This is a genomic window from Rhodoferax sp. (assembly GCF_010365055.1).
In the GTDB taxonomy this organism is placed as follows: Bacteria; Pseudomonadota; Gammaproteobacteria; order Burkholderiales; family Burkholderiaceae_C; genus Rhodoferax.
Genome location: NZ_JAAFHA010000053.1, coordinates 35,250 through 60,166, shown reverse-complemented (window position 1 = coordinate 60,166; position 24,917 = coordinate 35,250). Strand labels below are relative to the sequence as shown.

24 protein-coding genes and 1 rRNA gene are annotated in these 24,917 nt (G+C 61.5%); 12 read left to right on the top strand and 13 right to left on the bottom strand.

Going from position 1 to position 24,917, the window contains the following annotated elements:
- A 16S ribosomal RNA gene (locus GZ093_RS12875) occupies positions 1-95 on the bottom strand; the annotation flags it as partial.
- An 814-nt stretch (positions 96-909) separates the two neighbouring features.
- On the opposite strand from GZ093_RS12875, the gene GZ093_RS12870 reads away from it, so the two are divergent.
- Positions 910-2,184 (top strand): acyl-CoA dehydrogenase family protein, encoded by a 1,275-nt coding sequence (locus tag GZ093_RS12870; RefSeq protein WP_296486488.1) that lies wholly within the window; start codon positions 910-912, stop codon positions 2,182-2,184.
- Between the two features lie 149 nt (positions 2,185-2,333).
- Here the strand turns inward: GZ093_RS12870 and GZ093_RS12865 are convergent, their stop codons facing one another.
- The 10 genes from GZ093_RS12865 to GZ093_RS12820 all read right to left on the bottom strand — a co-directional run bounded on the left by GZ093_RS12865 (position 2,334) and on the right by GZ093_RS12820 (position 13,687).
- Positions 2,334-3,527 carry a phosphoglycerate kinase gene (locus tag GZ093_RS12865; protein ID WP_296486486.1) on the bottom strand — a complete coding sequence of 398 codons (1,194 nt, stop codon included), beginning with the start codon at positions 3,525-3,527 and terminating at the stop codon, positions 2,334-2,336.
- A gap of 111 nt (positions 3,528-3,638) precedes the next feature.
- Positions 3,639-4,766, bottom strand: coding sequence for an aminotransferase class V-fold PLP-dependent enzyme (locus GZ093_RS12860; protein ID WP_296486485.1), 1,128 nt, complete (start codon positions 4,764-4,766; stop codon positions 3,639-3,641).
- 120 nt (positions 4,767-4,886) lie between these two features.
- The gene (locus tag GZ093_RS12855) at positions 4,887-5,831 is read right to left on the bottom strand and encodes a SprT family zinc-dependent metalloprotease (RefSeq protein ID WP_296486483.1); all 945 of its coding nucleotides are present in this window, start codon (positions 5,829-5,831) and stop codon (positions 4,887-4,889) included.
- A gap of 8 nt (positions 5,832-5,839) precedes the next feature.
- Entirely contained in the window at positions 5,840-6,574 is a 735-nt protein-coding gene (locus GZ093_RS12850; protein ID WP_296486481.1) for a lysophospholipid acyltransferase family protein, read from the bottom strand.
- Between the two features lie 60 nt (positions 6,575-6,634).
- Positions 6,635-7,219: a D-glycero-beta-D-manno-heptose 1,7-bisphosphate 7-phosphatase gene (gene gmhB, locus GZ093_RS12845; RefSeq protein ID WP_296486479.1), complete on the bottom strand. Its 585-nt coding sequence runs from the start codon at positions 7,217-7,219 to the stop codon at positions 6,635-6,637.
- A gap of 29 nt (positions 7,220-7,248) precedes the next feature.
- The gene (gene glyS / locus GZ093_RS12840; RefSeq protein ID WP_296486477.1) at positions 7,249-9,405 is read right to left on the bottom strand and encodes a glycine--tRNA ligase subunit beta; all 2,157 of its coding nucleotides are present in this window, start codon (positions 9,403-9,405) and stop codon (positions 7,249-7,251) included.
- A gap of 2 nt (positions 9,406-9,407) precedes the next feature.
- Positions 9,408-10,313 carry a glycine--tRNA ligase subunit alpha gene (gene glyQ, locus GZ093_RS12835; RefSeq protein WP_296486476.1) on the bottom strand — a complete coding sequence of 302 codons (906 nt, stop codon included), beginning with the start codon at positions 10,311-10,313 and terminating at the stop codon, positions 9,408-9,410.
- Positions 10,314-10,413: 100 nt separating this feature from the next.
- Positions 10,414-12,066, bottom strand: a complete 1,653-nt coding sequence (gene lnt, locus GZ093_RS12830; protein ID WP_296486475.1) for an apolipoprotein N-acyltransferase — start codon at positions 12,064-12,066, stop codon at positions 10,414-10,416.
- On the bottom strand, positions 12,053-12,919 hold the full coding sequence (locus GZ093_RS12825; protein ID WP_296486473.1) for a transporter associated domain-containing protein: 867 nt from the start codon (positions 12,917-12,919) through the stop codon (positions 12,053-12,055). The genes lnt and GZ093_RS12825 overlap by 14 nt, the downstream gene beginning before the upstream one ends.
- Before the next feature lie 87 nt (positions 12,920-13,006).
- Positions 13,007-13,687, bottom strand: a complete 681-nt coding sequence (locus GZ093_RS12820; RefSeq protein ID WP_296486493.1) for a GNAT family N-acetyltransferase — start codon at positions 13,685-13,687, stop codon at positions 13,007-13,009.
- Positions 13,688-14,056: 369 nt separating this feature from the next.
- Here GZ093_RS12820 and flhD point away from each other — a divergent pair, with 369 nt between their 5' ends.
- From flhD to GZ093_RS12765, 11 genes are all read left to right on the top strand, one after another.
- On the top strand, positions 14,057-14,383 hold the full coding sequence (flhD, locus tag GZ093_RS12815) for a flagellar transcriptional regulator FlhD (RefSeq protein WP_296486471.1): 327 nt from the start codon (positions 14,057-14,059) through the stop codon (positions 14,381-14,383).
- A gap of 12 nt (positions 14,384-14,395) precedes the next feature.
- On the top strand, positions 14,396-14,941 hold the full coding sequence (gene flhC, locus GZ093_RS12810) for a flagellar transcriptional regulator FlhC (RefSeq protein ID WP_296486469.1): 546 nt from the start codon (positions 14,396-14,398) through the stop codon (positions 14,939-14,941).
- A 151-nt stretch (positions 14,942-15,092) separates the two neighbouring features.
- Complete coding sequence (motA, locus tag GZ093_RS12805) at positions 15,093-15,953, top strand: flagellar motor stator protein MotA (RefSeq protein ID WP_296486467.1); 861 nt, start codon at positions 15,093-15,095, stop codon at positions 15,951-15,953.
- A gap of 17 nt (positions 15,954-15,970) precedes the next feature.
- Complete coding sequence (gene motB, locus GZ093_RS12800; protein WP_296486464.1) at positions 15,971-16,909, top strand: flagellar motor protein MotB; 939 nt, start codon at positions 15,971-15,973, stop codon at positions 16,907-16,909.
- Positions 16,910-16,970: 61 nt separating this feature from the next.
- Complete coding sequence (gene cheY, locus GZ093_RS12795) at positions 16,971-17,360, top strand: chemotaxis response regulator CheY (RefSeq protein WP_296486463.1); 390 nt, start codon at positions 16,971-16,973, stop codon at positions 17,358-17,360.
- Positions 17,361-17,364: 4 nt separating this feature from the next.
- Positions 17,365-18,009, top strand: coding sequence for a protein phosphatase CheZ (locus tag GZ093_RS12790; RefSeq protein WP_296486461.1), 645 nt, complete (start codon positions 17,365-17,367; stop codon positions 18,007-18,009).
- A gap of 95 nt (positions 18,010-18,104) precedes the next feature.
- Positions 18,105-19,262, top strand: a complete 1,158-nt coding sequence (locus GZ093_RS12785; protein WP_296486458.1) for an EscU/YscU/HrcU family type III secretion system export apparatus switch protein — start codon at positions 18,105-18,107, stop codon at positions 19,260-19,262.
- A complete protein-coding gene (gene flhA, locus GZ093_RS12780; protein WP_296486456.1) occupies positions 19,259-21,340 on the top strand; it encodes a flagellar biosynthesis protein FlhA in 2,082 nt (693 codons plus the stop codon). The genes GZ093_RS12785 and flhA overlap by 4 nt, the downstream gene beginning before the upstream one ends.
- Positions 21,337-22,788, top strand: a complete 1,452-nt coding sequence (flhF, locus tag GZ093_RS12775; protein ID WP_296486454.1) for a flagellar biosynthesis protein FlhF — start codon at positions 21,337-21,339, stop codon at positions 22,786-22,788. Before flhA ends, flhF begins: the two co-directional genes overlap by 4 nt.
- A complete protein-coding gene (locus GZ093_RS12770) occupies positions 22,781-23,536 on the top strand; it encodes a hypothetical protein (protein ID WP_296486452.1) in 756 nt (251 codons plus the stop codon). The genes flhF and GZ093_RS12770 overlap by 8 nt, the downstream gene beginning before the upstream one ends.
- Complete coding sequence (locus tag GZ093_RS12765; protein ID WP_296486451.1) at positions 23,536-24,252, top strand: RNA polymerase sigma factor FliA; 717 nt, start codon at positions 23,536-23,538, stop codon at positions 24,250-24,252. Before GZ093_RS12770 ends, GZ093_RS12765 begins: the two co-directional genes overlap by 1 nt.
- A 104-nt stretch (positions 24,253-24,356) precedes the next feature.
- Here GZ093_RS12765 and GZ093_RS12760 read toward each other — a convergent pair whose 3' ends face one another.
- Entirely contained in the window at positions 24,357-24,737 is a 381-nt protein-coding gene (locus tag GZ093_RS12760; protein WP_296486449.1) for a hypothetical protein, read from the bottom strand.
- A gap of 32 nt (positions 24,738-24,769) precedes the next feature.
- The coding region (gene flgM / locus GZ093_RS12755) for a flagellar biosynthesis anti-sigma factor FlgM (protein ID WP_296486491.1) at positions 24,770-24,917 on the bottom strand (148 nt) is incomplete at its 5' end.

Genomic DNA, 24,917 nt, shown 5'->3' with positions numbered 1-24,917 from the left:
TCGCCACCAGGATTGCTCCCGTGCTGCCGTTCGACTTGCATGTGTAAGGCATGCCGCCAGCGTTCAATCTGAGCCAGGATCAAACTCTATAGTTCGATCTTGAATTTTTTGCCCGATTGCTCAGGCTACTCATAAATTGGAATCAACGTGAACTTCATTTCTGAATTTCACATCTTTTTTTACTTCATGAGCGTTTGTATGTCAGTTAAGACATAGTTCCGAAGAACTTGGCTTTTCGCCTCAAACGCCCACACTTATCGGCTGTATGTTTTTAATGATCTTCAGCGTCACTTGACTTGCGTCTTGCTTTGCCTTCTTGCTCTTCACTGTGATCAGCGGAGCCTCAAATTATAGTACGCTTTTTTGCGTTTTTCTTAGAAATTTAAAAATTTCTTTTTTTCTTTCCGAGCTGACTTGATTTGACGTCGATACCACATTACATCAGAACGTCGTCGCTTCTTGTCTTTCCGTACCCAGCTGATTTAAATCAGCTGAGCCGCGAACTATAGCACCAATTTACTGGTTTACCCTTGTTCTTTTGAATGATGTGCTTCCAGCCCTTCAAAACGTCCAGAATTAGTGCGTTTCATGGCAGGCCGAAGGTTTCAGCGCACTGCAGTGGTGCCCGCTCGATGAACCAGATAGAAAAGAGCTGTTTTCGGCCTGTCCAGGCGAGAGGGGCGGCCAAGCGGTCGCCATAACAACAACGCCAGGCAAGTGGTGACACATTCTTGCGCGAAAGACAGCGTGCAACGCCGCACCGGAGGCCCTTGCAGCTCATTACCGAGGTGACAGCCAATTGAGGCCACTGTCGGCAAAATTCGGCCTGCAGCCGCCAGTCAACTCCGGTATGCGGCACCCGACCCAGTCACCGCGTGAGGATTCGCGGCTCAAACCGAAAGGCACTCCATGGATTTTGACTATTCACCACAGGTGCAGACACTGCGCCGGCGCCTGGAAGAGTTTATTGACCGATACGTGCTGCCTTACAACGGCGCCTGGCATCACGCGGTGGCGCAAGGCATCTTTCCACCGCCCTTTATGAACGATCTCAAGGCACTGGCGCGCTCAGAAGGTCTGTGGAATCTCTTCCTGCCCAGCCTGCATGACAACGAACCCGGGCAGCGTTTGAGCAACCTGGCGTACGCGCCCTTGGCCGAGATCATGGGGCGCCTTCCTTGGGCCTCGGAGGTGTTCAACTGCAGCGCACCGGACACCGGCAATATGGAGCTACTGCACCTGTTTGCCACTCCTGAGCAGAGCCAGCGCTGGTTGACTCCCTTGCTGAACGGCGAAATGCGCTCTGCTTTTGCCATGTCCGAGCCCGACGTCGCGTCCTCAGACCCCACCAACCTGCAGACCTGCGTGCGCCATGAAGGCGATCAATTAGTGCTGAACGGCCGCAAATGGTTTGTGACGGGCGCTGCGCATCCAGACTGCCGCCTGCTGATTGTGATGTGCCGCAGTGGTGACGAAAGCACCGACAAGCACGCCCAGCACAGCATGGTGCTGGTACCGCTCGACACGCCCGGTGTCACGCTGGTGCGCAACATCCCCATCATGCAGCACCATTCGCCCGAAGGGCATTGCGAGATTGTCTTCAAAGACGTGCGCGTGCCGACTGCCAGCATGTTGGGCCAGGAAGGCGCCGGTTTTGCAATGGCGCAGGCGCGCCTGGGTCCGGGGCGCATCCACCACTGCATGCGCACGATCGGGCAGTGCGAGTTGGCGCTGCGCATGATGTGCGATCGCACGCTGGAGCGGCATGCCTTTGGCAAGTACCTGGCTGACTTTGCCAATGTGCAGGAATGGATTGCCGAGTCGCGTCTGGAGATTGACCAGGCCCGCCTGCTGGTCTTGCGCGCCGCCTGGCAGCTGGACCAGGGCGCGCACCCCCAGAGCCGGGTCGATGTATCCGCCATCAAGGTGGTGACGGCGCGGCTGCAAACGCGGGTCGTCAACCGCGCCATCCAGGTTTTTGGCGCGATGGGCCTGTCACCTGACACGCCACTGGCCTACTTCTGGACCTGGGGCCGCGCCATGCAACTGCTTGATGGCCCGGATGAAGTGCATTTGCGCACCGTGGCGCGCCATGAATTGGCTCAGGCGCGCGAGCAGCGTGGCGCGAGTTCAGCTTACTTCACATTGCCGGAGCAACTGCTGGCCGAACCGCACATCCGGTAGCAGGCTTCTTAGACATCACCCGATGACAGCGAGTGGCTCAGGCCGTGCCCGAGCAAGAGCGGAACCCGCCCGAAACAGCGCAGCGCCGTCGGCCCACGTCCAATCAATCATGAACGCCACCGACCCGGGGCTCTGAACGCTATTTCAGCTTAACCCGCCGCGCGCCGCGTCAATATCTCAAAGGCGGGCAGCGTTTTGCCTTCGAGCACCTCCAGAAAGGCGCCGCCTCCGGTCGAGATGTAGCCCATCTGCTTTTCAATGCCGTATTTGGCGATGGCGGCCAGGGTGTCGCCGCCACCGGCGATTGAAAACGCGCTGGACTCCGAGATAGCGCGTGCGATGGTCTTGGTGCCATTCTCGAACGCCGCAAATTCAAACACGCCGACCGGGCCGTTCCAGACGATCGTGCCGGCGGCCTTGAGCTGCGTCGCCAGGGCAGCGGCGGTCTGGGGACCGATATCGAGAATCAGGTCATCATCGTCGACTTCCGTGGCGGCCTTGACGGTGGCCACGGCATCGGCCGCGAAGGTCTTGGCGGTGACCACATCGGTCGGGATCGGTACCGCCGCGCCGCGCGCCTTCATGGCGGCGATCACGGCCTTGGCATCGTCCAACAAATCGGGTTCGGCCAGACTCTTGCCGATCTTCAAGCCCGCCGCCAGCATGAAGGTGTTGGCAATGCCGCCCCCGACGATGAGTTGGTCCACCTTGCTAGCCAGGCTTTTCAAAATGGTCAGTTTGGTCGACACCTTGGAGCCCGCCACAATCGCAACCAGCGGGCGTTTCGGGTTTGCCAGCGCTTTGGTGATGGCGTCCATTTCAGCGGCCAGCAACGGCCCTGCGCATGCCACCTTGGAAAATTGGGCGATGCCGTAGGTGGAAGCCTCCGCGCGGTGTGCCGTGCCAAAAGCGTCGTGCACAAAAATATCGCACAAGGCCGCCATTTTTTTGGCCAGCGCTTCGTTGTTCTTCTTCTCCCCGGGGTTGACGCGGCAGTTTTCCAGCAACACCAGTTGGCCGGGTTGCACGCTGACGCCATCGACCCAGTTGGCAAGCAAAGGCACGGGGCGGCCCATCAACTCAGCCAGGCGCTCGGCCACGGGTGCCAGCGAGTCTGCCGGTTTGAACGCACCTTCGGTCGGGCGCCCCAGGTGCGAGGTCACCATCACCGCCGCCCCGGCGTCGAGCGCCATCTGGATGCAGGGAATGGAAGCACGAATCCGGGTGTCTTCGGTGATGTGGCCAGCCTCGTCTTGCGGCACATTGAGGTCGGCGCGGATAAAAACGCGCTTGCCGGAGACTTGACCCTGGGCGCACAGATCGGAGAAGCGGATGACGTTCATAAAACCCTTGTTGGTAAGAAATTATTCAAATTGTAGGAGCGCATGCGCGCCGTCAACTCAAATCCCGGACGTCGAAGCCAGGCGAAATGGTTGTGCCGAGCGCGCCAGCCGTCACAAAATCTGGTCCAGCGCCGCAGCCAGCTGCCCGACGGTGCGGTCCACGTTATGCCATTTTTCCAAGCCAAACAGCCCCACCCGGAACGTCATGAAGTCAGCCGGTTCGTCACACTGCAAGGGCACACCCGACGCGGTCTGCAGGCCAACTCCCAGAAATTTCCGGCTGGACTGAATCTCGGGGTCGCTCGTGTAGCTCACCACCACCCCCGGCGCCTGGAATCCCGCGGCCGCCACACTCGGGATGCCACTACGCTCAAACAGCGCGCGTACCTTGGTGCCAAGCTCAATCTGCTCGGCGCGAACGCGGTCAAATCCATAAGCCTGCGTCTCCTTCATGGTGTCGCGCAGGTGCGTGAGCGCATCGGTCGGCAGGGTGGCGTGGTAAGCATGACCACCGTTCTCGTAGGTCTCCATGATCTGCAACCACTTTTTCAGGTCGCAGGCAAAACTGCTGCTCGTGGTGGCGTCGATGGCGGCGCGGGCCCGCTCATTGAGCATCACCATGGCGCAGCACGGCGAGCTGCTCCAACCTTTCTGCGGCGCGCTGATCAGCACATCGACGCCGGTGTCCACCATGTTGACCCACATCGCGCCCGAGGCAACGCAGTCCAGCACGAACAGGCCACCGACCTCATGCACGGCAGCGGCCACGGCGCGCAGGTACTCGTCGGGCAAGATGATGCCGCTGGCGGTTTCAACGTGCGGGGCGAACACCACGTCGGGCTTCTTCTCGCGGATCGCGGCCACCACCTCGTCAATCGGCGCGGGCACCCAGGGCGACTGTTTGTCGCTGCCCACCCGGCGCGCTTTCAGCACGGTGGATTCCGCAGCAATGTGGCCCATGTCCAGAATCTGCGTCCAGCGGTAGCTGAACCAGCCATTGCGGATGATCAGCACTTTTTTGCCGCCCGCAAACTGGCGCGCCACGGCTTCCATGCCGAAAGTGCCACTGCCCGGCACCAGCACCGCCGACTTGGCGTGGTACACGTCCTTGAGAACGGCGGCAATGTCCCGCATCACGTGCTGGAAACTCTTGGACATGTGGTTGAGCGCGCGGTCGGTGTAGACCACGGAAAATTCGAGCAAACCGTCGGGATCGACGTGGGGCAACAAGCCGGACATGGAGGTCTCCTTTTTCAGTTGAACTGGGCAGGGGCTGGAGGGTCCAGCGCTTGGCCTGCCAGCTTAGCACGCAGCGCGTCGGTCCGGCTGCGAAAACTCAAGCCGGGCCAGCCGGCAGTGTCACAAGCCGTGCGGCAAGGCCTCGTCCTTGAGCTGTCGGCGCAGCGCAACATGGTCGGGCATGACTGAGTGCACGGTGGCCCAGAAACGCGGGCTGTGGTCCATCACCCGCAAGTGGCTGAGTTCATGCACCACCACGTAGTCGATGACGGCGGGCTGAAAGTGCATCAGGCGCCAGTTGAGCCGGATCGCGCCGTCGATGTGCGCGCTACCCCAGCGGGTGCGGGCATTGCTCAGGGCGAGCCGGCGCCACTGCACCTGCAGCTGCGGGGCAAAGTGATCGAGCCGCGCCTTGAAGAGCGCTTGTGCCTGGCGTTTGAGCCAGGCGTGCACCGCGTCACGAATTTGATCCGACGTGGCCTCAACGGGCAGGGCCAGGCGCAGCGTCAGGCTCGGCGTATCGACCTGCGTGAGCTCAGCCGTGCCGATGCCCCCGGCGTTCAAACTGCCACCGGTGCCCGCCAGGGCCGCAGGCGACACCAGCAACAGTCGCAGCGACTGCCCCAGATACGGAATCATCGCGCCGTCGCACCATTCAACGCCACGCGCCAACAGGCGCTGCTGGCGTGCCTGCGTCTCGCCCAGCTTCTGGACAATCCAGCGCGACTTATTCTGCAGCGCCGCGTCGACCTGATGCAGCGGCACCCATTTGGGCGCACTCACCACCAGCCCTTCAGGCCGAATGACAAAGCCAATACTGCGGCGCTGGCCGCGCTTGAACTCGTAGGCCACCAGCACGTCGTCCAGCCGGGCTTCGCGATTGGCGCGCGGGTGGCGCCAGCTGACCGGTGCGCAAGCCGCGGCAGGCGCCGCCAGCGCCGCCGGTGGGCCGGCAGGCAAGGCCTCTTTCACTATTACTTCGATAGCATGTTGCGGAGAATTAACGGGGGCTGGCACCCGATTGGGCTCAAAAAGATCCAGCGTGAAGCGGAGCAAGGGATGCATCGCTGCGCCTACAAATAAGCCTGCGGGTCAATCCGGCGCATTTCGGCTTCGATCCAGGCCTGCACCTCGCGCATCAGCTCTTTGGGTTCGCGCCCGAGACTGGGAATGGCCGGGCCAATCGAGACATCCACCACGCCGGGGTACTTGATGAAGCCCTGGCGCGGCCAGCATTTGCCCGACGACACGGCGATCGGCACCACCGGCGCGCCGGTCTCCACCGCCAGCCGGGTGCCCGCCGTTTGGTAGGTGCCGGTTTGACCGCGCGCAATGCGCGTGCCTTCGGGGAACATGATGACCCAGGTGCCTTGCGCCAAGCGTTGCTTGCCTTGCTCAATGACATGTTTCATGGCCAGGGCGCGCGATTCTCGGTCAATGTGGATCATGTCGAGCCGCGCCATCGACCAGCCAAAAAACGGGATGCGCAACAACTCGCGCTTGAAGACAAACGCCAGCGGGCGCGGCATCAGGGTCGGGATCAGCAGCGTTTCCAGCGTGGACTGGTGCTTGGACAGCAAAATCGCCGGCGTGGTGGCGCCCGCCGGCAAGTTTTCCAGGCCGCTGACACGCACTTGCACGCCCAAAAACACGCGAGTCCCCCAGATCACCAGCCGAAACCAGTCGACGGCAAACCACCACAGCGTTGTGCGGCGCACCCAGAGCGAAATCAGCACCAGCGCCAGCCCCCACGGAATCACCGTGATCAGCAGCCACGCCATGTGCAACATGGAGCGAATCAATAACATTTATACGTTTTAGGCCTCTAGCCCCCGTGGATACTACGCAAACCGCTATTTTTTTTATAGCTATTCAGGCGTTAGCACAGCCATGGCGGCTTCCCGCGCAATCAGAAAGTCTGCAAAGGCCGCCAGATCGTCGTGCACCAACGTCGCTTTGGGGAAGTTGTGTGGCAAGCGCCGGCCGCGATAGGCCGCGCCCTTGCCCGTCAGCACCAAATGCGGCTCGCAGCCCGTGCGCGCACCCGCCAGCACATCGCGCGCCGTGTCGCCCACGGTCGGCACGCCGTGCAGGTCCAGCCCGTAGCGCTCGCCAATCTGCTCAAACAGGCCGGGTTCGGGCTTGCGGCAGTGGCAACCCTCATCGGGCGCGTGCGGACAATAGAACACGGCATCGACCCGGGCGCCCACCGCCGCCAGCATTTTGTGCATCTTGGCGTGGATCGCATTGAGCATCGACACGTCAAACAAGCCGCGCCCCAAACCGGACTGGTTGCTGGCGATGACCACATGCCAGCCGGCGTGGTTGAGCCGGGCAATCGCCTCCGGCGCGCCAGGCAGGGGCAGCCATTCTTCCGGAGTTTTGATGAATTCGGCGCTGTCCTGATTGACGGTGCCGTCGCGGTCAAGGATGACGAGTTTCATGGTTCCCATGGCGTGCAGTCGCTTCAACGCGCCGTCGCTCAGGCCGCCACCCGCGCCAGATCGGCCACGCGGTTCATCGCGCCGTGCAGGCTTTTGAGCAAACCCTGGCGGTTCAGGCGCAAGTCGAGTTGCTCGGCGTTGACCATGACCTCGTCAAAGAACGCATCCACCGGTGCGCGCAGGGCGGCCAGCGTTTGCAGCGAGGCGGTGTAGTCGAGCGCCTCAAACTGCGCGTTTGCAAGCGGCCCCAGTGACTGCATCGCGGCAAACAAGGCAATTTCGGCGGGTTCCTGCAGCAGCACTTCGCTGACATGCGGGTCCACGTCAGGCGCCTTTTTGAGGATGTTGCCGATGCGCTTGTTGGCAACGGCCAGCGCGGGCGCTTCGGGCAGGGCGGCGAAGGCGCGCACGGCGCCTAGGCGCCGGGCCACGTCGCCTAGGCGCTGCGGACGCAGCGCCAGTACCGCGTCCACCTCGTTGGCGCTGTAGCCCTGCTCGCGCAGGCTGCCGGCGAGGCGCTCAAACATGAAGTCGCTGAGCGCGGCTGAAGCGTCCTTGATCTTGTCGCCGAAGCAGGCGGCGGCCGTCGCCAGCAGCGCGTCCAAGTCCAGCGGCAGGTCCTTCTCGGTCAACATCCGAATCACACCCAGCGCATGGCGACGCAGCGCAAACGGGTCCCGGTCGCCGGTGGGCAGATTACCGATGCCGAACATGCCAACCAGGGTTTCCAGCTTGTCGGCCAGTGCCACCACCACGCCAGTCAGATGGCGCGGGAGGTCGTCGCCGGCAAAACGTGGCTTGTAATGGTCTTCAATGGCGCAGGCAATGTCTTCGCCCAGGCCGTCATGGCGGGCGTAATAGCCGCCCATGATGCCCTGCAGCTCGGGGAATTCGCCCACCATGTCGGTCAGCAAGTCGGTCTTGGCCAGCCGCGCCGCGGTGTCCGCGGCAACAGTCACATCCGTATCGCCCAACTGGCGGCTGATGGCGCTGGCAATGGCGCGCACGCGCTCGGTGCGCTCGCCTTGCGTGCCCAGCTTGTTGTGATAGACCACCTGGTCCAGCCCGGCCACGCGCGACGCCAGCGTCTTCTTGCGGTCCTGGTCAAAAAAGAACTTGGCATCGGCCAGGCGCGGGCGCACCACGCGCTCGTTGCCGCCGATGACAAAGCTGGCATCCAGCGGGCTGATGTTGCTGACCACCAGAAACTGGTGCGTCAGCTTGCCCGCCGCGTCGAGCAGCGGAAAGTACTTCTGGTTGGCCTTCATGGTGAGGATCAGGCACTCTTGCGGCACCTCCAGAAACTGGGGTTCAAACTGGCACACCAGCACATTGGGGCGCTCCACCAGCGCCGTCACCTCGTCCAGCAGCGCCTCGTCCTCGATCGGGTGCAAGGCAGCATGGGTGCCGCGCGGGTCGCTGCGGCCCAGCGCGGCCGCAGCGCCGGCCAACTGCTGCACGATGTTGTCGCGGCGTTCGTCGAAGCTGGCCATCACGGCGCCGTCTTGCGCCAGTGTGGCGGCGTAGTCGTCGGCATGCGCAATCAGCACCGGCGAGACGCGGGCCTCAAAGCGGTGGCCCTGCGTGCTATTGCCCGCCGTGAGCCCCAGCACCTTGACCGGCACCACGGTGCTGCCGTGCAGCGCCACCAGACCATGCGCCGGGCGCACGAAATTGACGCTGCTCCAGCCCGGCAGCTTGCAATCGGTCTCCAGCTGGTAGCTCATCAGCTTGGGGATCGGCAGCCTGGCAATGGCTTCCTCCAGGGCTTTTTGCAGGCCCACGTCCAGCGTGGCGCCCGTGACCAGGCTGTCGTAAAACAGCGCCTGCGCCTTGCCGTCCGGGGCTTGGCGCAGCGCGGCCACGGCGGCCATCGGGTCGGTCACATCAGCCCCGAGCGCCTGCAATTTCTTCAGCAATGCCGGCGTAGCCTGGCCGGTGGCGTCCAGAGCGACGCTGACCGGCATGAGTTTTTGCTGCACCGCCTGGTCGGCGGCCTTGCGCCAGACCTGCGTGATGTGGGCCGCCAGACGGCGCGGTGACGCATAAGGCGTCACCACCGAGTCGGCACTGGCCAGGCCCTGGGCGCGCAGCTGCTCAGCGAGTTCGCGGGCAAAGGCTTCGCCCAGCTTCTTGAGCGCCTTGGGCGGCAGCTCTTCGACAAACAATTCAACGAGAAGGTTTTGAGTCGTCATGGTTAGGCTGCTTTCTTCGTCATCTGGGCCACCCACTCGCGCGGCGCCAGCGGGAAGCCCAGGCGTTCGCGGCTTTCAAAATAGCTTTGTGCCACGGCGCGCGCGAGGTTGCGGATGCGCCCGATATAGGCGGCACGCTCGGTCACGCTGATGGCGCCGCGGGCGTCCAGCAGGTTGAAGCTGTGAGCGCACTTGAGCACCTGCTCGTAGGCCGGCAGGGCCAATTGCACCTCAATCAGGTGCTTGGCCTGGCGCTCGTGCGCCGTGAACGCAGTGAACAAAAAATCGGCGTCGCTGTGCTCGAAGTTGTAGGCCGACTGCTCTTTTTCGTTTTGCAGGTAGACGTCGCCATAGCGCAGGTTGTCCGTCCACTGCAGGTTGTAGACGTTGTCAACGCCCTGAAGGTACATCGCCAGGCGCTCCAGGCCGTAGGTGATCTCGCCCGTGATGGGCCGGCAGTCGATGCCGCCGACCTGCTGAAAGTAGGTGAACTGTGTGACTTCCATGCCATTGAGCCAGACCTCCCAGCCCAGGCCCCAGGCGCCCAGCGTCGGGTTTTCCCAGTCGTCCTCGACGAAGCGGATGTCGTTCTTCTTCAGATCAAAACCGAGCGACTCCAGCGAACCCAGGTACAGCTCCAGAATGTTGCTGGGGGCCGGCTTCAGGACTACCTGGTACTGGTAGTAATGCTGCAGGCGGTTCGGGTTGTCGCCATAACGGCCGTCCTTGGGACGGCGGCTCGGCTGCACATACGCACATTTCCAGGGCTCGGGACCCAGCGCGCGCAAAAATGTCGCGGTGTGCGAGGTGCCAGCGCCGACTTCCATGTCGTAAGGCTGCAACAAGGCGCAGCCCTGGTCAGCCCAGTAGGACTGCAGTTTCAAGATGATTTGCTGAAAGGTCAACATAACGGGGTGCTGGTGCGGGCTGCGCCCGGGGTTTTGGAGAAGGACACGCTTCGCTCGCGCGCAACGATCAATTTTACGAGGGTTGGCAAGCTGCCCCAGCCTAGCACGACCGATCAGCCGACGACCGGCGTTTTCGCAAGTGACTGCGCGTGCCAAGCAAGACCAGGCTTAGGGCCAGCAGCCACAGCGGCCACAAGCCATAGCGCGAAACCCACCAGCCATAGAAAGTCACGCCGGTTCGCCCCTCGACCTCGCCCACCAAAGCGCCGCGCGTGTTGCGCGCCAGGGCGTGCGTTACGCGACCGCGGTGGTCCACAATCGCCGTCAGCCCGGTGTTAGTGGCCAGTACCATGGGGCGGGCAAATTCCAGCGCCCGCAAGCGTGCGATTTGCAGGTGCTGGTCCATCGCCAGGCCGTTGCCGAACCAGGCCAGGTTGCTGACATTGACAAAAATAGTGGGCGCCAGGGCCGGGTCACCAAAAAGCAGCCCCAACTCTTCACTGTACAGATCCTCCACGCAGATATTGGCTGACAACCGTTGCCCCTGCCAGTCAAACGGCGCTTGCTTGGGCGCGCCGCGGTTGAAATCGCCCAGCGGAATGTTCATCATCGCGTTGAACCACTTGAACATCGGCGGAATGAACTCGCCAAACGGCACGAGGTGATGCTTGTCGTAGCGCCAGGGCGCCGCCTGCCCGGGCTTGAGGCCGACCACGGAGTTGGTATAGCCGTCCTGCGCATTGCCCAGCGGGGTGCCAATGATGGCCGCTTGCTGACCGGTGGCAAAACGCTGTTGCAGCGCACGCCAGTAGGCGGGCGGCAACTGCTGTGGCAGCACGGGAAGCGCCGTTTCAGGCGCAATCACCAGCGCGGTGCGGCTGCTCGTCAATTGTTCACCGTACCACCGCAAGGCCAGCGGCACGCCGGTGCCGCTCTCAAACTTTTCGTTCTGCGGTATGTTGCCTTGCAACAGCGTGACGGCCAGGCGTCCGGTCGATCCCGAGGTATCCGCGCCGTCCAGGCGCTGCAACGGCGGTAATGCCAGCAGGGCCAGAGCCAGCGCCAGCGTGAACGCTCGCTGGCGCCAAGGCTGATCGTGCTGAACGATCTGCACCCCGCTCATCGCCAGCCACGCCGCCAGGGCACATAAACCGTACAGACCCAACCACGGCGCGTAAGCCGCCAGCGGCCCGTCGACGTGGCCGTAGCCCGCCGCGCCCCAGCCAAAGCCGGTCAACCAGATGCCACGCGCCAATTCAGCCAGCACCCAAAGAGAAGCAAAAACAATAGCTGCCAACGCCCTGTGGACGATGGCTAGAGCCACAAATAGTCCACAAACTGCGGCGTAGTAAACCGCCAGCAAACCGGCCAGCGCCAGCACCGCCAACGCCGCCAGCCAGCTCGGCAAACCGCCGTAAGTGTGCATGGCCACATAGGTCCAGCCAAAGGAGCCAATCAGCCAGGCGGTGGAAAACAACCAAGCCCACAGGGCGCCCACGCGCCAGTTGTGGCGGCATCTCTCCAGCAGCCAGGCCAGAGTGCCCAGTGCCAGCAGTTGCAGCCACCAAACCGGCTCGCCAAGGCGCAAGCCAAGCAAGCCAGCGGGAGTTTCAGGCAGCGACCAGGGCCAAGCCAGGCTGGCCGCATGGGCAAGGCCGGCCAGCAAAACCATCGCCAGGCGCCACAGCGTGACCCTTGGCGCGGGCGTCGCCAGCGAGCCAATCCAGCTTGGCAGCGCGCTAAGTCGAGGCATCGGCCACCGGTGACACCTTGAACCATTTCACCGCCCCGCCCTGGGTCAGCATCACGACGAAATTGAGCCCGGCCAGCACATGGCGTTCACCGCGCTTGGGCACATGGCCCATTTCATGGGCGATCAAGCCGCCAATCGTGTCAAATTGATCGTCTGGATCGGTGCCGCTGAGTTTGATGCCGAACGCGTTCTCAACGCGCTCAATCGGGGTGTCGCCACTGACGCGGTAAGTGCGGTCGGCCAGCGCGTAGACATCACCTTCATCCTCGTCAATATCGAACTCATCTTCGATCTCGCCCACAATTTCTTCCAGCACGTCCTCGATCGTGACCAGACCGGCGACCCGGCCAAATTCGTCGATGACGATCGCCATGTGGTTGTGGTTGCTCTGGAAATCGCGCAACAGATCATTGAGCCCTTTGCTTTCCGGCACAAACACCGCTGGACGCAGCAGCGCCCGGATGTTGAGCTCTGGTGCGCGCTGGAGCTTGAGCAAGTCCTTGGCCATCAGGATGCCGATGATGTTTTCGCGCTCCCCGTCATGCACCGGAAAGCGCGAGTGTGCGGTATCAATCACGCCATGCATCATCACGTCGTACGGGTCGGCGATATTGACCAGTTCCATCTGGGTGGCGGGCACCATCACGTCGCCAGCGGTCATGTCGGCCATGCGGATGACGCCCTCCAGCATCAGGCGCGACTCGGCACCAATGATGTCGTTGTCTTCGGCATCCGCCAGGGTGGCAATCAGTTCGTCGGTCGAGTCCGGCCCGGGGTGGAGGAACTCGGCCAATTTCCGCAGAAATGTGCGTTTGTCTTCACGATCGGGACGCGTGGGATGGGGGTCTGACACAGCCAGTAGAGCAGGACATGCGGTTGTTTGCGAGCCTCAAGGATAGCGGATTGGCGCGGCCCTGCGGCGACAGGCGCTCAAGCCGCCCTACTTTGGACTGTCTCTCTGGTCGTTGCGCGCATCGGGGCGCCGTGCCATGACGCCGCCCAAGGCGTCGCGAAACTGTTTCACATGCACCTTGATGCGGTAGTCAGTCTGGGCAAGTTGCTCTTCAACCAGTTCGGTCAAACGGGAGTCCAGCGTGGCGGGCAACAACAGCAAATGGGCATCGGACTCAGAGCCGTCGCGCTCCACCGTGGCGCCGGCTTTGCGGGCAATTTTCAGCATGGTCGTGTTCTCGCTCAGGGCGTGAATGAACATCCGGCCCACCCCGGCGTTGCGGGCATGCATGGCAGCCCGGTCAAACAGGCGCGCCCCGTAGCCGCGCCCGCGTGCTGTTTTCGACACCGACACGCCGAACTCGGCGCAGTCGCGCCGCTTGCTGTCCGCGTCGAACGCCAGATGCGCCATGGCAATCAGGTCCAGCCGCCGGTTGTAAATGCCAAAGATCTCGTCCCGCTCAAAATCCAGACTGTCGGTGTAGCGTTGAGTTTGCGCGTCATTGGCCGCAAAGCCGAAACGCAGGTAACGGTCATGCGGCTCTAGCGCCAGCAAGTGGCGGGCGATGCGCGCGCGGTGATTGGCGCCGAGCGAGCGGATGGGCACCATCAAGGGCGAGGCCCGGCCGGGCGACGGCGCAGTTTGCGCTTCCATGGGCGAAAACCACATCGCCGGATCCCGGTCCGAGGGAGGCGGAACTTTTTCTTTGGTTTCAATCATGGGTTGCACTATAAGGGTTTTCCCTTAGACTTGCCAATCCAAAGTGACAGGCAGTTGTTGCATACGCCGGTTCATCCACGGGCGTCCCGCTCAGCGCTGATTGGCTGACTGACTGGTCAGTTATTCGATACACCAGAAACGCGCCCTTGCGGCGTTCACAGTCTGTTTTCGCTGGAAAAGTAGGAATTTCCCTGACAAGCCCGCGGCGCATCCCTGACAGGCCATACAGGCAGATGCCGATTCAAGTTCCTGGCAGTGGCGTTCAGAATCAACGCCATCGCGATCCCCAAAGGGTTTCGCCCAACGCAGGAGCCGACCATGACCGACGACCAATTGACCACTGAAATCCGCGAGGCCAACCTCACCTACTTGATGCTGGCGCAAAACGTGATCCGCAAGGACAAGGCCGAGGCACTGTTTCGTTTGGGCGTGTCCGAAGAGTCGGCGGACCTGATTGCCACGCTGTCGCCCGCGCAAATTTTGAAAATTGCCTCCAGCCCCATGCTGCTGTGCCGGTTTCGGGTAGACGACGACATGGTCTGGAACCTGCTCACCAACCATACCGCCACCAAGGTCAACAACGATGCCACCACCAAGTTGCACGCCAGCATCTTGATGGCCGGTCGTTTTGCCGAAGCGATGTAAGGAATACCTACCATGGCCACCGCATCCACCAAAAGCGTTTTGAATGATTCACGGCAAGTTGAGCGCGCGGTCGCGCTGATTCAACTCGGCGCCCGTCTGCAAGTACTGGAAAGCGAAACCAGCCTGTCATATGAGCGTTTGCTGCGCCTCTACAAGGAAGTCGCCGGGCGCTCCCCCAGCAAAGGCCAACTGCCGTTTTCGACCGACTGGTTTCTCACCTGGCAGCCCAATATCCACGCGTCACTGTTCTTGAACACTTACGAATACCTGAGCAAGGTGAGCGAGTTGGACGACATTGACGCCGTCATGAAGGCCTATCGGCTCTATAGCGAGCAAATTGCTGCCTGCGGGGTCGAGCCCCTGCTGTCCATCACACGCGCCTGGCGCCTGGTCAAATTTATCAACAACCACATGTTGGCCATGACCAAGTGCTGCAAATGTGGCGGCCACTTCGTCACCGAGGCCTATGAAAATGCCCGTCACTTTGAATGCGGTCTGTGCACACCGCCGGCACGCGCCGGCAAAAGCGCCAACGCTGGCGGCATCATGCTGCACTGAGTCGGCAGCCGGGCAAGCACTGCTAAAAGGGCGCCTTTGGTGCCCTTTTCTTTTTCTTGGCGGCAAGCTTTGTTCCTTAGAATGAACCGACGCGCAATATAGTCAACGATTCACCCAAGGCTGACATTTCTCATTTTGACGTTATAAAAACATGATAGTTATTGTTGGTTATGCCGTCTCCATGGGTTGCATCTTTGGCGTTTACATCTTTCACGGCGGCAACATCGCGGTGATTCTCAAGGCCTTGCCATTTGAGTTGATCACCATCTTTGGCGGTGCCTTGGGCGCGTTTGCAGTCAACAACCAGCCCAAGGTGTTGCGCGCCACGATCAAGCTCATCCCGCTGGCCATCAAAGGATCCAAGTACACCAAGGCGCGTTACCTGGAACTGATGGCCCTGCTTTACGACATCTTGCAGAAAGCCCGCAAAGAGGGTTTGATGGCGATCGAAAAAGATGTGGAAGACCCGCACAGTTCCGCCATTTTTCAAAAATACGCCACGGTGGGCAGTGACCACCATGTGGTGGAGTTCATGACTGATTACCTGCGCATGATGGTCTCGGGTAACCTGAACGCACATGAGATCGAGTCGTTGATGGACAGCGAGATTGACACCCACCATGCCGAATCGCACGCCCCGATTGCCGCCATTGCACGCTTGGCCGGCGCCTTGCCGGCATTCGGCATTGTGGCGGCGGTGTTGGGCGTGGTGAACACGATGGGCTCAGTCGGGCAACCGCCGGCGGTGCTGGGTGGCATGATTGCCTCGGCACTGGTGGGCACGTTCTTGGGGATTCTGCTGGCTTATGGCGTGGTGGAGCCGCTGGGCGGACTGCTGGAGCAAAAGACCGAAGACAGTGCCAAAGAGCTGGAGTGCATCAAGACCACGCTGCTGGCCAGCATGCAAGGTTACAACCCGTCAACCGCCATTGAATTTGGCCGCAAAGTGCTGTTCTCCACAGAACGACCCACCTTTATCGAGCTGGAAAGCTATGTGCGTGGCAAAAAATAAGTACACGCTAGGCTGCTATGGCCACTGACGCCAAAAAGCTGCAGCCGATCATCGTCAAGAAGATCAAGAAGGGCGGGCACGCCGTACATGGTGGCGCCTGGAAGATTGCCTACGCCGACTTTGTGACGGCCATGATGGCGTTCTTCTTGCTCATGTGGCTGCTGGGTTCCACCTCGGAAGGCGACAAAAAAGGCTTGTCCGACTACTTCACGGCGCCGCTCAAGGTGTCCATGCAAGGCGGCAGCGGCGCGGGGGCCAGCAACAGCATTTTGCCCGGTGGTGGGGCCGATTTGACGCAGAAGAGTGGCCAATCCCGCCGCGGCGACGGCAGCGACCCGATTCAAAAGAAGATGCGTGCCAATGCCGTCAAGGCCGAATTCGCCAAGCAAGACGCGCGCAAGCTCGCCACGATCAGCGCAAAGATCAGCGCCCTCATTTCCACCAACACCAAACTGGCCGAGTTCAGCAAGCAAATCAGACTGGAAACCACGGCCGATGGTCTGCAGATCCAGATTGTTGATGATCAAAAGCGCCCCATGTTTGACAGCGGTAGTGCGGCGGTGAAACCCTATATGCGCGACATCTTGCGGGAAATCGGCGGCGCCTTGAACGGTGTGGAGAACAAAATCAGCCTGGACGGCCACACCGACAGTTCGCCCTACAGCAGCGCCCAGCGTGGTTACAGCAACTGGGAGCTGTCATCTGATCGCGCCAACGCGTCCCGGCGCGAGCTGGTGGCCGCCGGCATGCCAGACGACAAATTGGCGCGGGTGGTTGGACTGGCATCGAGCATCCTGCTGGACGGCGAGAATCCAACCGGCGCGGTGAACCGTAGAATCAGCATCACCGTGATGACGCGCGAAGCAGAGGAACGACTGATGGGGACCGGTCGCTCGCTGACAACATTAGACCCGGTCGCCGCGCCAGTTACCCCACCCACCAGCCCAACGCAGTGAGACATCATGATTCGGTATCTACTATTAACTGTTCGGACAATCGCCATTGAAAGGGCGCCCCATGGCAAATGAGCTTCGATTTTTGGTTGTTGACGACTTCTCCACCATGCGGCGCATCGTGCGCAACCTGCTGAAGGAAAGTGGCTATGCCGAGGGCGATGAGGCTGAAGACGGCGTGGTGGCACTGCAAAAATTGCGCAACAGCAATTTTGACTTTGTCGTCAGCGACATCAACATGCCCAATATGAATGGCTTTCAGCTGCTGTCTGAAATCAAAAAAGACGACAAGCTCAAACATATACCGGTACTCATGGTGACCGCTGAAGCGCGCAAGGAAGACATCGTGCTGGCCGCCCAATCCGGCGCGGCGGGTTACATCGTCAAACCTTTCACCAAGGCCACCCTGGAAGACAAAGTCAGCCTGATCCTCACCAAGCTGGGCCTCAAGTAATACCATGCAAAGCAACCTGATCTCCCCTGCCGCCAGCTCGGCATTGCCGGCCGACGTTCATCAATCCATAGGCGTGCTGACGCGTCAATTGCATGACGCACTCAACGGCCTGGGCCTGACCGACAAGGTCAAAGGCTGGGCCGGCGAAATACCCGATGCCCGAAGTCGCCTCTCCTACATTGCACGCCTCACGGGTGAAGCCGCCGAGAAGGTGCTGAACCGGGTGGACCAGGCCAAGGCACAACACGATCACATCGCTGCAGAGACGCGGCGTATTGGTGCCTTGATTGTGAAAGACCCGGTGGCCGCTGTGGCCAAGGGTCATGTGATGAATTTTTTGACCGACGTTGAGGCGGCCACCCAACAGGTTGACCAGCACCTGACCGAAATCATGATGGCACAGGACTTTCACGACTTGACCGGCCAGGTGATTGCCAAGGTTGTCACCCTGGTTGCCAACGTGGAAGAGCAGTTGGTTCAATTGCTGATCCAGACCGCCCCGGCGGAGGCCGTGGTCAAAGTGCCACACCCGGTCGCAGCTGAGCTGCAACCGATTCTGCAAGGTCCGGTCGTCAGCCCCGAAGGCAACCCGGATGTAGTGAGCGGTCAATCTGAAGTTGATGATTTGTTAGCCAGCCTGGGCTTCTAAAATTTGCCCGAAGTGGCGGGTTAATTCCCCGCTTATTGCCCTTTAGTTAGGGATTCGCGTCACGACAATGGTGGGAACTCAACAGCCTCCCCGCCATGGAACCAAGCAGTCAGGACCGCAATTTACCCGCCTCCGAGCGCAAGCTGCAAAAGGCGCGTGATGACGGACAGGTCAGCCGTTCGCGGGACTTGGGACATTTGGCAGTCCTGGGGACCGGCGCCCTGAGTCTGATGGCGCTGGCGCCCCTCATGTTTGACCGGCTCAGAGTGCTGCTGGCGCAGCAGCTCTCTTTTGACGCGCTGGCGGTCAACAACCCAACCACCATGATCACCCGCATGCAGGATATGGCCACGGCCGGGCTGCTTGGTTGCGTGATCTTTGCCGCCATCACGACGGTGGCCGTATTCCTCAGCAGCATCGCCACCGGTGGCTGGGTCAGCAGCTTGAAGCCGATCACGCCGGACTTCAGCCGACTCAACCCATTGACCGGCTTCGGGCGCATGTTCACCAAAGACAAGTTCACTGAGGTGCTGAAGATGAGCTTTGTCGCCGCCATGTTGATCGCGCTGGGTAGCACGTATTTGAGCTCCACCATGCACTCGCTGGCGATGCTGGTTTTGCAGCCCTCCCGCGCGGCCCTGCCGATGCTGACAGAGTGGCTGGTCTCCGGGATGGCGTTGTTGCTGGTGGTGATTTTGCTGGTGGCGATGGTCGACGTGCCGCTGCAAGGTTTTTTGCACAAGTCGAAGATGAAGATGTCGCACCAGGAAATGAAGCAGGAGCACAAGGAGTCAGACGGCAACCCGCAGATGAAAGGCAAGCTGCGCCAGCGCCAGCGTGAGATTTCGCAGGGCAACAGCATCGGCGCGGTGCAAAAAGCAGATTTCGTGCTGATGAACCCGACCCACTTTGCCGTGGCCATCAAATACGACGACAAGACCATGCGTGCGCCCCAGGTTATCTCGAAAGGCGCCGATCTGCTGGCCATGAAAATCCGCGACATCGCCAAGAACAACGCCATTCCGGTGCTGCAGTCGCCGATGCTGGCGCGGGCCCTGTACGCCCATGCCGAACTGGACCAGGACATCCCAGCCAGCCTCTACGCCGCGGTGGCGCAGGTGCTGGCCTATATTTACCGGCTGAAGGCCGCCCTGCACGGCAACGGCCCGACGCCGGGTGAGCCGCCACAACCGTTTGTCCCACCCGAGCTTGATCCCTTGTCCAAGGTCGTGGCCAGCACGAGCGCTGCATGAATACCCAACTCAAAGTGTTCCAACAGTGGTTTGGCGGCAATTCAGCCCTGATCAAGGGCGCCGCCGCCCCGATGCTGGTGGTGGCGATCCTGGCCATGATGGTGTTGCCGCTGCCACCGTGGCTGCTCGACACTTTTTTCACGATCAATATCGCCGTCGCGCTGATGGTGATGATGGTGGCGGCCTACATGATTCGCCCGCTCGACTTTGCCGCCTTTCCTGCCGTGCTGTTGCTGACCACGTTGATGCGGCTGTCGCTCAATGTGGCGTCCACCCGCGTCGTGCTGATGGAAGGCCACACCGGGCCAGGCGCCGCCGGCGCGGTGATTGAAGCCTTTGGCCACTTCTTGATCGGCGGCAACTTTGCGGTCGGCCTGATCGTTTTCTCGATTCTGGTGGTTATCAATTTTGTTGTGGTGACCAAGGGTGCCGAGCGCATCGCCGAGGTATCGGCGCGATTTGCACTGGACGCCATGCCGGGCAAGCAGATGGCGGTGGACGCCGACCTGAATGCGGGCCTGATCAATGAGGAAGAAGCCAAACGGCGCCGCGCCGAAGTCTCGGAAGAAGCCGACTTTTTTGGTTCCATGGATGGCGCCTCCAAGTTCGTGCGTGGCGATGCGGTCGCCGGCATTCTGATTCTGTTGATCAATATTTTTGGCGGTTTCATGATTGGAGTCTTGCAGCACGGCTTGACGGCTGGACAAGCGGCCGACACCTACATCCTGCTGGCCGTCGGCGACGCACTGGTGGCGCAGATTCCGGGCTTGCTGATCTCGGTGGCGGCGGCGATGGTGGTGTCGCGGGTTGGCAAGGGCCACGACCTAGGCCGTCAGATTGTTGATCAAATGTTTGTGTCGCCCCGCGTGCTCGGCATCACGGCGGCCATCATGGGCGTTCTGGGTTTGATTCCGGGCATGCCGCACGTGGTGTTCCTCGGCATCGCGCTGGTGCTGGGCTATGCGGCCTGGGAGCTGGCGCACAAGCCCCTGCCACCGGACCCGGCATCGCTGGTGCCGGTGGTGACGTCCGACGGCGAAGCCTCCTGGGATGACCTGCAGCCGGTGGACCAGTTGGGCCTTGAATTGGGTTACCGGCTGATCGCCCTGGTCGACAAAACCCGCCAGGGCGACTTGCTGACCCGCATCAAGGGCGTGCGCCGTAAATTTGCGCAGGAGGTCGGCTTTTTGCCGCCGCCGGTGCATGTGCGCGACAACCTGGAACTCAAGCCCAGCGGCTACCGCATCACGCTGCGCGGCGTGATCGCGGGAGAAGGCGAAGCCTTTCCCGGCATGTACCTGGCTATCAATCCGGGCGGCATCACGACACCCTTGATCGGCACCGCCACCACCGACCCGGCCTTTGGTTTGCCCGCGCACTGGATCGACGAACAGCAAAAGGAAGCCGCGCAAATGGCCGGCTTTACCGTAGTTGATTCCGAGACTGTGATGGCCACGCATTTGTCACACTTGATGCAGGTTCAGGCCTCCAAACTGCTGAGCCGAACCGAAACCCAGCAACTGGTGGAACACGTGAGCAAACTGGCGCCGAAACTGATAGAAGAAGTGGTTCCCAAGATGGTAACGATCGCTGTTTTTCAGAAAGTCCTGCAACTTCTGCTCGACGAGTCGGTCCATATCCGCGACATTCGCACCATCATTGAGTCCCTCGCCGAACATGCCAGCACCGTGACTGACCCGGCGGAGTTGGCGCGGCGCGTGCGCATCGCCTTGTCGCCGGCCATCGTGCAACAAATCTACGGCCCGGCGCGGGAACTCAATGTGATTGCCATTGATCCGCCGCTTGAGCGGCTGCTGGTGCAGGCACTGGGCAACGCCAACGGTCCGGCACTCGACCCCGGCGTGGCCGACATCTTCACCCGCACCGCGGCCGAAGTCGCCTTGAAGCAGGAAGAAATTGGCATCCCGGCCTGCCTGCTGGTGCCCGATCAAATTCGCAGCGCGATCTCGCGTCTGGTCCGACGTGTGGCACCCCGGCTTCAGGTGCTCGCGCACAGTGAGATTCCAGAAACCCACACCATCCGCATCGGTCCGATTCTTAAAGGTGCCTCATCATGAACATTCAACGCTTTAACGCACCCACGGCACGCGAGGCGCTGGCCAAGGCGCGCCACGCCTTTGGCGAGGGCACGCTGATTTTGTCGAATCGCCCCACCGCCACCGGCGTCGAGGTGGTCGCTACCGCCGAAGACACCCTGGCGGCCCTGGACACTTCTGAATCTTTTGCCACCCGCAGCAAGGACCAGCCCATGCTGCGCCGCGCCGCCCTCGCCAGCGCGCCCGAGTCCAGCACCGCGGTGGAGGATGACGCGACCCAACTGGCCATGAGCACCTTGTCGTTTCAGGACTATGTGCGCGAACGCATGCTGCGCCGCCGTCATGAGTCCCTGAGCGGTCAGACAGCGGCAGTGGCGGGCCAGGACGCCGCGCCAGAGCCCACACCCCAAGCGGTGGCACGGCCGAGTCCGCGACAAGTCGAAACGATCGAGCTTCAGCCGCCCGTCAAGGCGGTGCTCGCGCCCAAACGCGCCCCGGTGCTGGCCCCTGCGCCGGCGCCCGCCCTGTCGCAAGGCATTGTGAGCGAGTTGCACGCCATGAAGGCGCTGATTGAAGACCGCTTCAACACGCTGACCTGGCTGGGCCAAGCCCGCCAGAGCCCGATTCAGTCCAACCTGATGCTCAAGCTGATCCGCGCGGGCTATTCGCCCACGCTGTCGCGCACCATTCTGGAGCGCATGCCCGAAGAAATGGGCGCCACTGAGTCCGTGCGCTGGGTCATGGACATCCTGGAACGCAACCTGAAAACCGACGCAGCGGCCCGCCCGATTCATGAGGAGGGCGGCACCTATGCACTGGTCGGCGCCACCGGCGTGGGCAAGACCACCACCGCCGCCAAATTGGCTGGCCTGTGTGCCCGCACCCACGGCCCGGCCAGCGTCGGGCTCATCACGCTCGACACCTATCGAGTCGGTGCCCACGAGCAATTGCGCGCTTTTGGCCGCATGCTGGGCGTCGTGGCCCATCTGGCGCATGACCGCGCCGCGCTGCAAGACCTGCTGAACTTGCTGGGCAACAAAAAAATGGTTTTGATTGACACCACCGGCCTGGCCCCGAACGACCCGCGCAAACGCGGCATGCTCGATGTGCTGGATTTGCCGGGTGTGAACCGCTTGCTGGTGCTCAATGCGGGCGGGCATGGCGACTCGCTCGACGAGGTGGTCTCTTCCTTCAAATCCACCGGCGTGCAACAGGCGGTGCTCTCCAAAACCGACGAAGCGGCCAAACTCGGGCCCGCGCTGGATGCGATCATTCGCCACCAATTGGTGCTGCGCGGTGTGACCATGGGCCAAAAAGTACCGGAGGACTGGGAGGCCGCCGATAGCGCCAAACTGGTGCGTCAGTCGATGCGATCGCCGGCCAAGTCGGCGTTCGACCCGAAACCGGCCGACCTGGATTTCTTCTTCACCCCAGCCAGCGCAGCGCAGGCAGGACGGCTCGATGCTTGACATGGATGTCAACCAGGGAGCCGGGCTGCAACGCATGGCCTTGCAGTCAGCGCCACGCGTCGTGGCCGTGGCCAGCCATGGCCAACAGCAGGGCGAGTTGCCCCTGCTGTGGAGTCTGTGCACGACCTTGGTTGATCTGGGGCATTCTGTGGCGGTGCTGGACGCGACCACGATTGAATCAGCCGACAACCCGGGGCTGGCGCACATGCTCGACGATGCCCACCTGCAGGGTGACGACAGCAGCGCCCCCTTGTCCTGGTCGGTGATCCCGGCGGCACTTGGGTTGGCGCAGCTGTGCCAACCGATGGCGCGCCCCGGCGGGTCGCTGGCACCGCTGAGCGAGTTGTTTCAGCGCTATGGCATCGTTGTCATCTATGCCCAAGCGGGACTGTTGGCCGATTTGTTGCCCGACAGTGGCATTGAGCCCCTGTTGACCGTGGCACCGGTCAAAATGTCAGCGGTCACTGCCTACCAGGCCCTCAAGCAGCTGTTGCAGAGCACCAAACTAAGGCCTACCATGGCAGCCATCGTGGGCGAGCCGCCCTTGAACAACACCGCAGCCAGCCACTCACCGGTCACCAATTTGCAGCACTGTGCCCTCACCTTCCTTGGCTACCGGCTTGATGCGTTGGCCGTTCGGGCCTTGCAGCCCCAAGAGCGCCGGTCGGACGACATGTGCCGACTGGCCTTGCGACTGCTCGAAAACGCCATGCCGCTGCACCGTCACCAATTTATCGGGAGTCATTGATGTACACCGCCAAGGGACAACTCGACCGTAACGCCATGATCCGGCAGTACCAGCCCTTGGTGCGGCGTCTGGCCCACCACATGATGGCCAAATTGCCCGCCAACGTGGAGGTCGATGACCTGATTCAGGTCGGTCTGATCGGCTTGTCGGAGGCCTTGACGCGCTACGAAGCGGCGCAGGGCGTTCAGTTCGAGACGTTCGCCACCCAGCGCATTCGCGGCGCCATGCTCGATGAACTGCGCGGCAACGACTGGATGTCGCGTGGCTCGCGCAAGAGCCAGAAAGATATCGAACAGGCGCTGCGGCGGCTGGAGCACAAACTCGGCCGCACGCCACTGGAAAGTGAAATTGCCGACGACCTGGGCTTGAGCCTGGTTGATTACCAGACGCTGCTGGGCAAAGTGCGTGGCACGCAACTGGTCTACCTGGAAGACATGGCGCGGGGCAGCGACGAGGACGACAGTTTTCTGGATCGCCACGTCGGCGACAGCGAAGCTGACCCGATGAACATGCTGCGCGACCAGCGCTTGCGCCAGGCGCTGGTGGCCGCCATCAAGAATCTGCCCGAGCGCGAACAGTTCATCATGAGCATGTACTACGAGCAGGACATGAATCTGAAAGAGATTGCGGCGGTGCTGGATGTCACGGAGTCGCGCATTTGCCAGCTGCACAGTCAGTCGATCGCCCGCTTGCGCGCCAAGATGCGAGCCCATTGAGGCCGGCGAATACTATCAATTTAATAGCTGCATGCGCTTATTTCACGGGGGCTAGAGCCCGATTTGGCATATATTTTCCGCAGACGGGAAAACAGCAGGGGCGCTCAGGCTGCCAGGTACTTGAAGGCGCCAGTTTGGCGGCCCACGCTGGCGTAGGGTCCGCCCGTTTGCGCATAGGTGGCCTTGGGATCCGTGGGCATCACCGTATTGAGCGCCATCTCCACCAAGGCGGTGCGCCGCAGCAGACTCTCACGCTGGAGCAGCATGCCGTTCGAAATTTGCGTCAAGCGCGGTTTCAGGTCCTTGTGCCTGATGTCAAAGGACGTCAGACGCTGCAACAGTGCCGAAAAATCAATCGCGACCTGCCGCAAGGCCGCACTGGCCGATGTCAGCGCCAACGGCTCGCCACTCACCAGCGCCGCCGACACCTCATTGACATGGAGTTCAACGTCAGTCAGCGCTTTTTCGAGGTGAGCAGGCAACATCATTCAGGCAGTAAAAATAAAGGGATTCGGAATCAGCTCGTGCTGCGGTTCAGCATTTCCTGGGCATTGGCCAGCAACTTGTCGGCAATTGCCTCTGCGTTCACCACGTAAGTCCCCTGCTCAATGGCAGAACGTACTTGCGCCACCTTTTTTGCATCAATCACTGACGCGTCAGCGCTT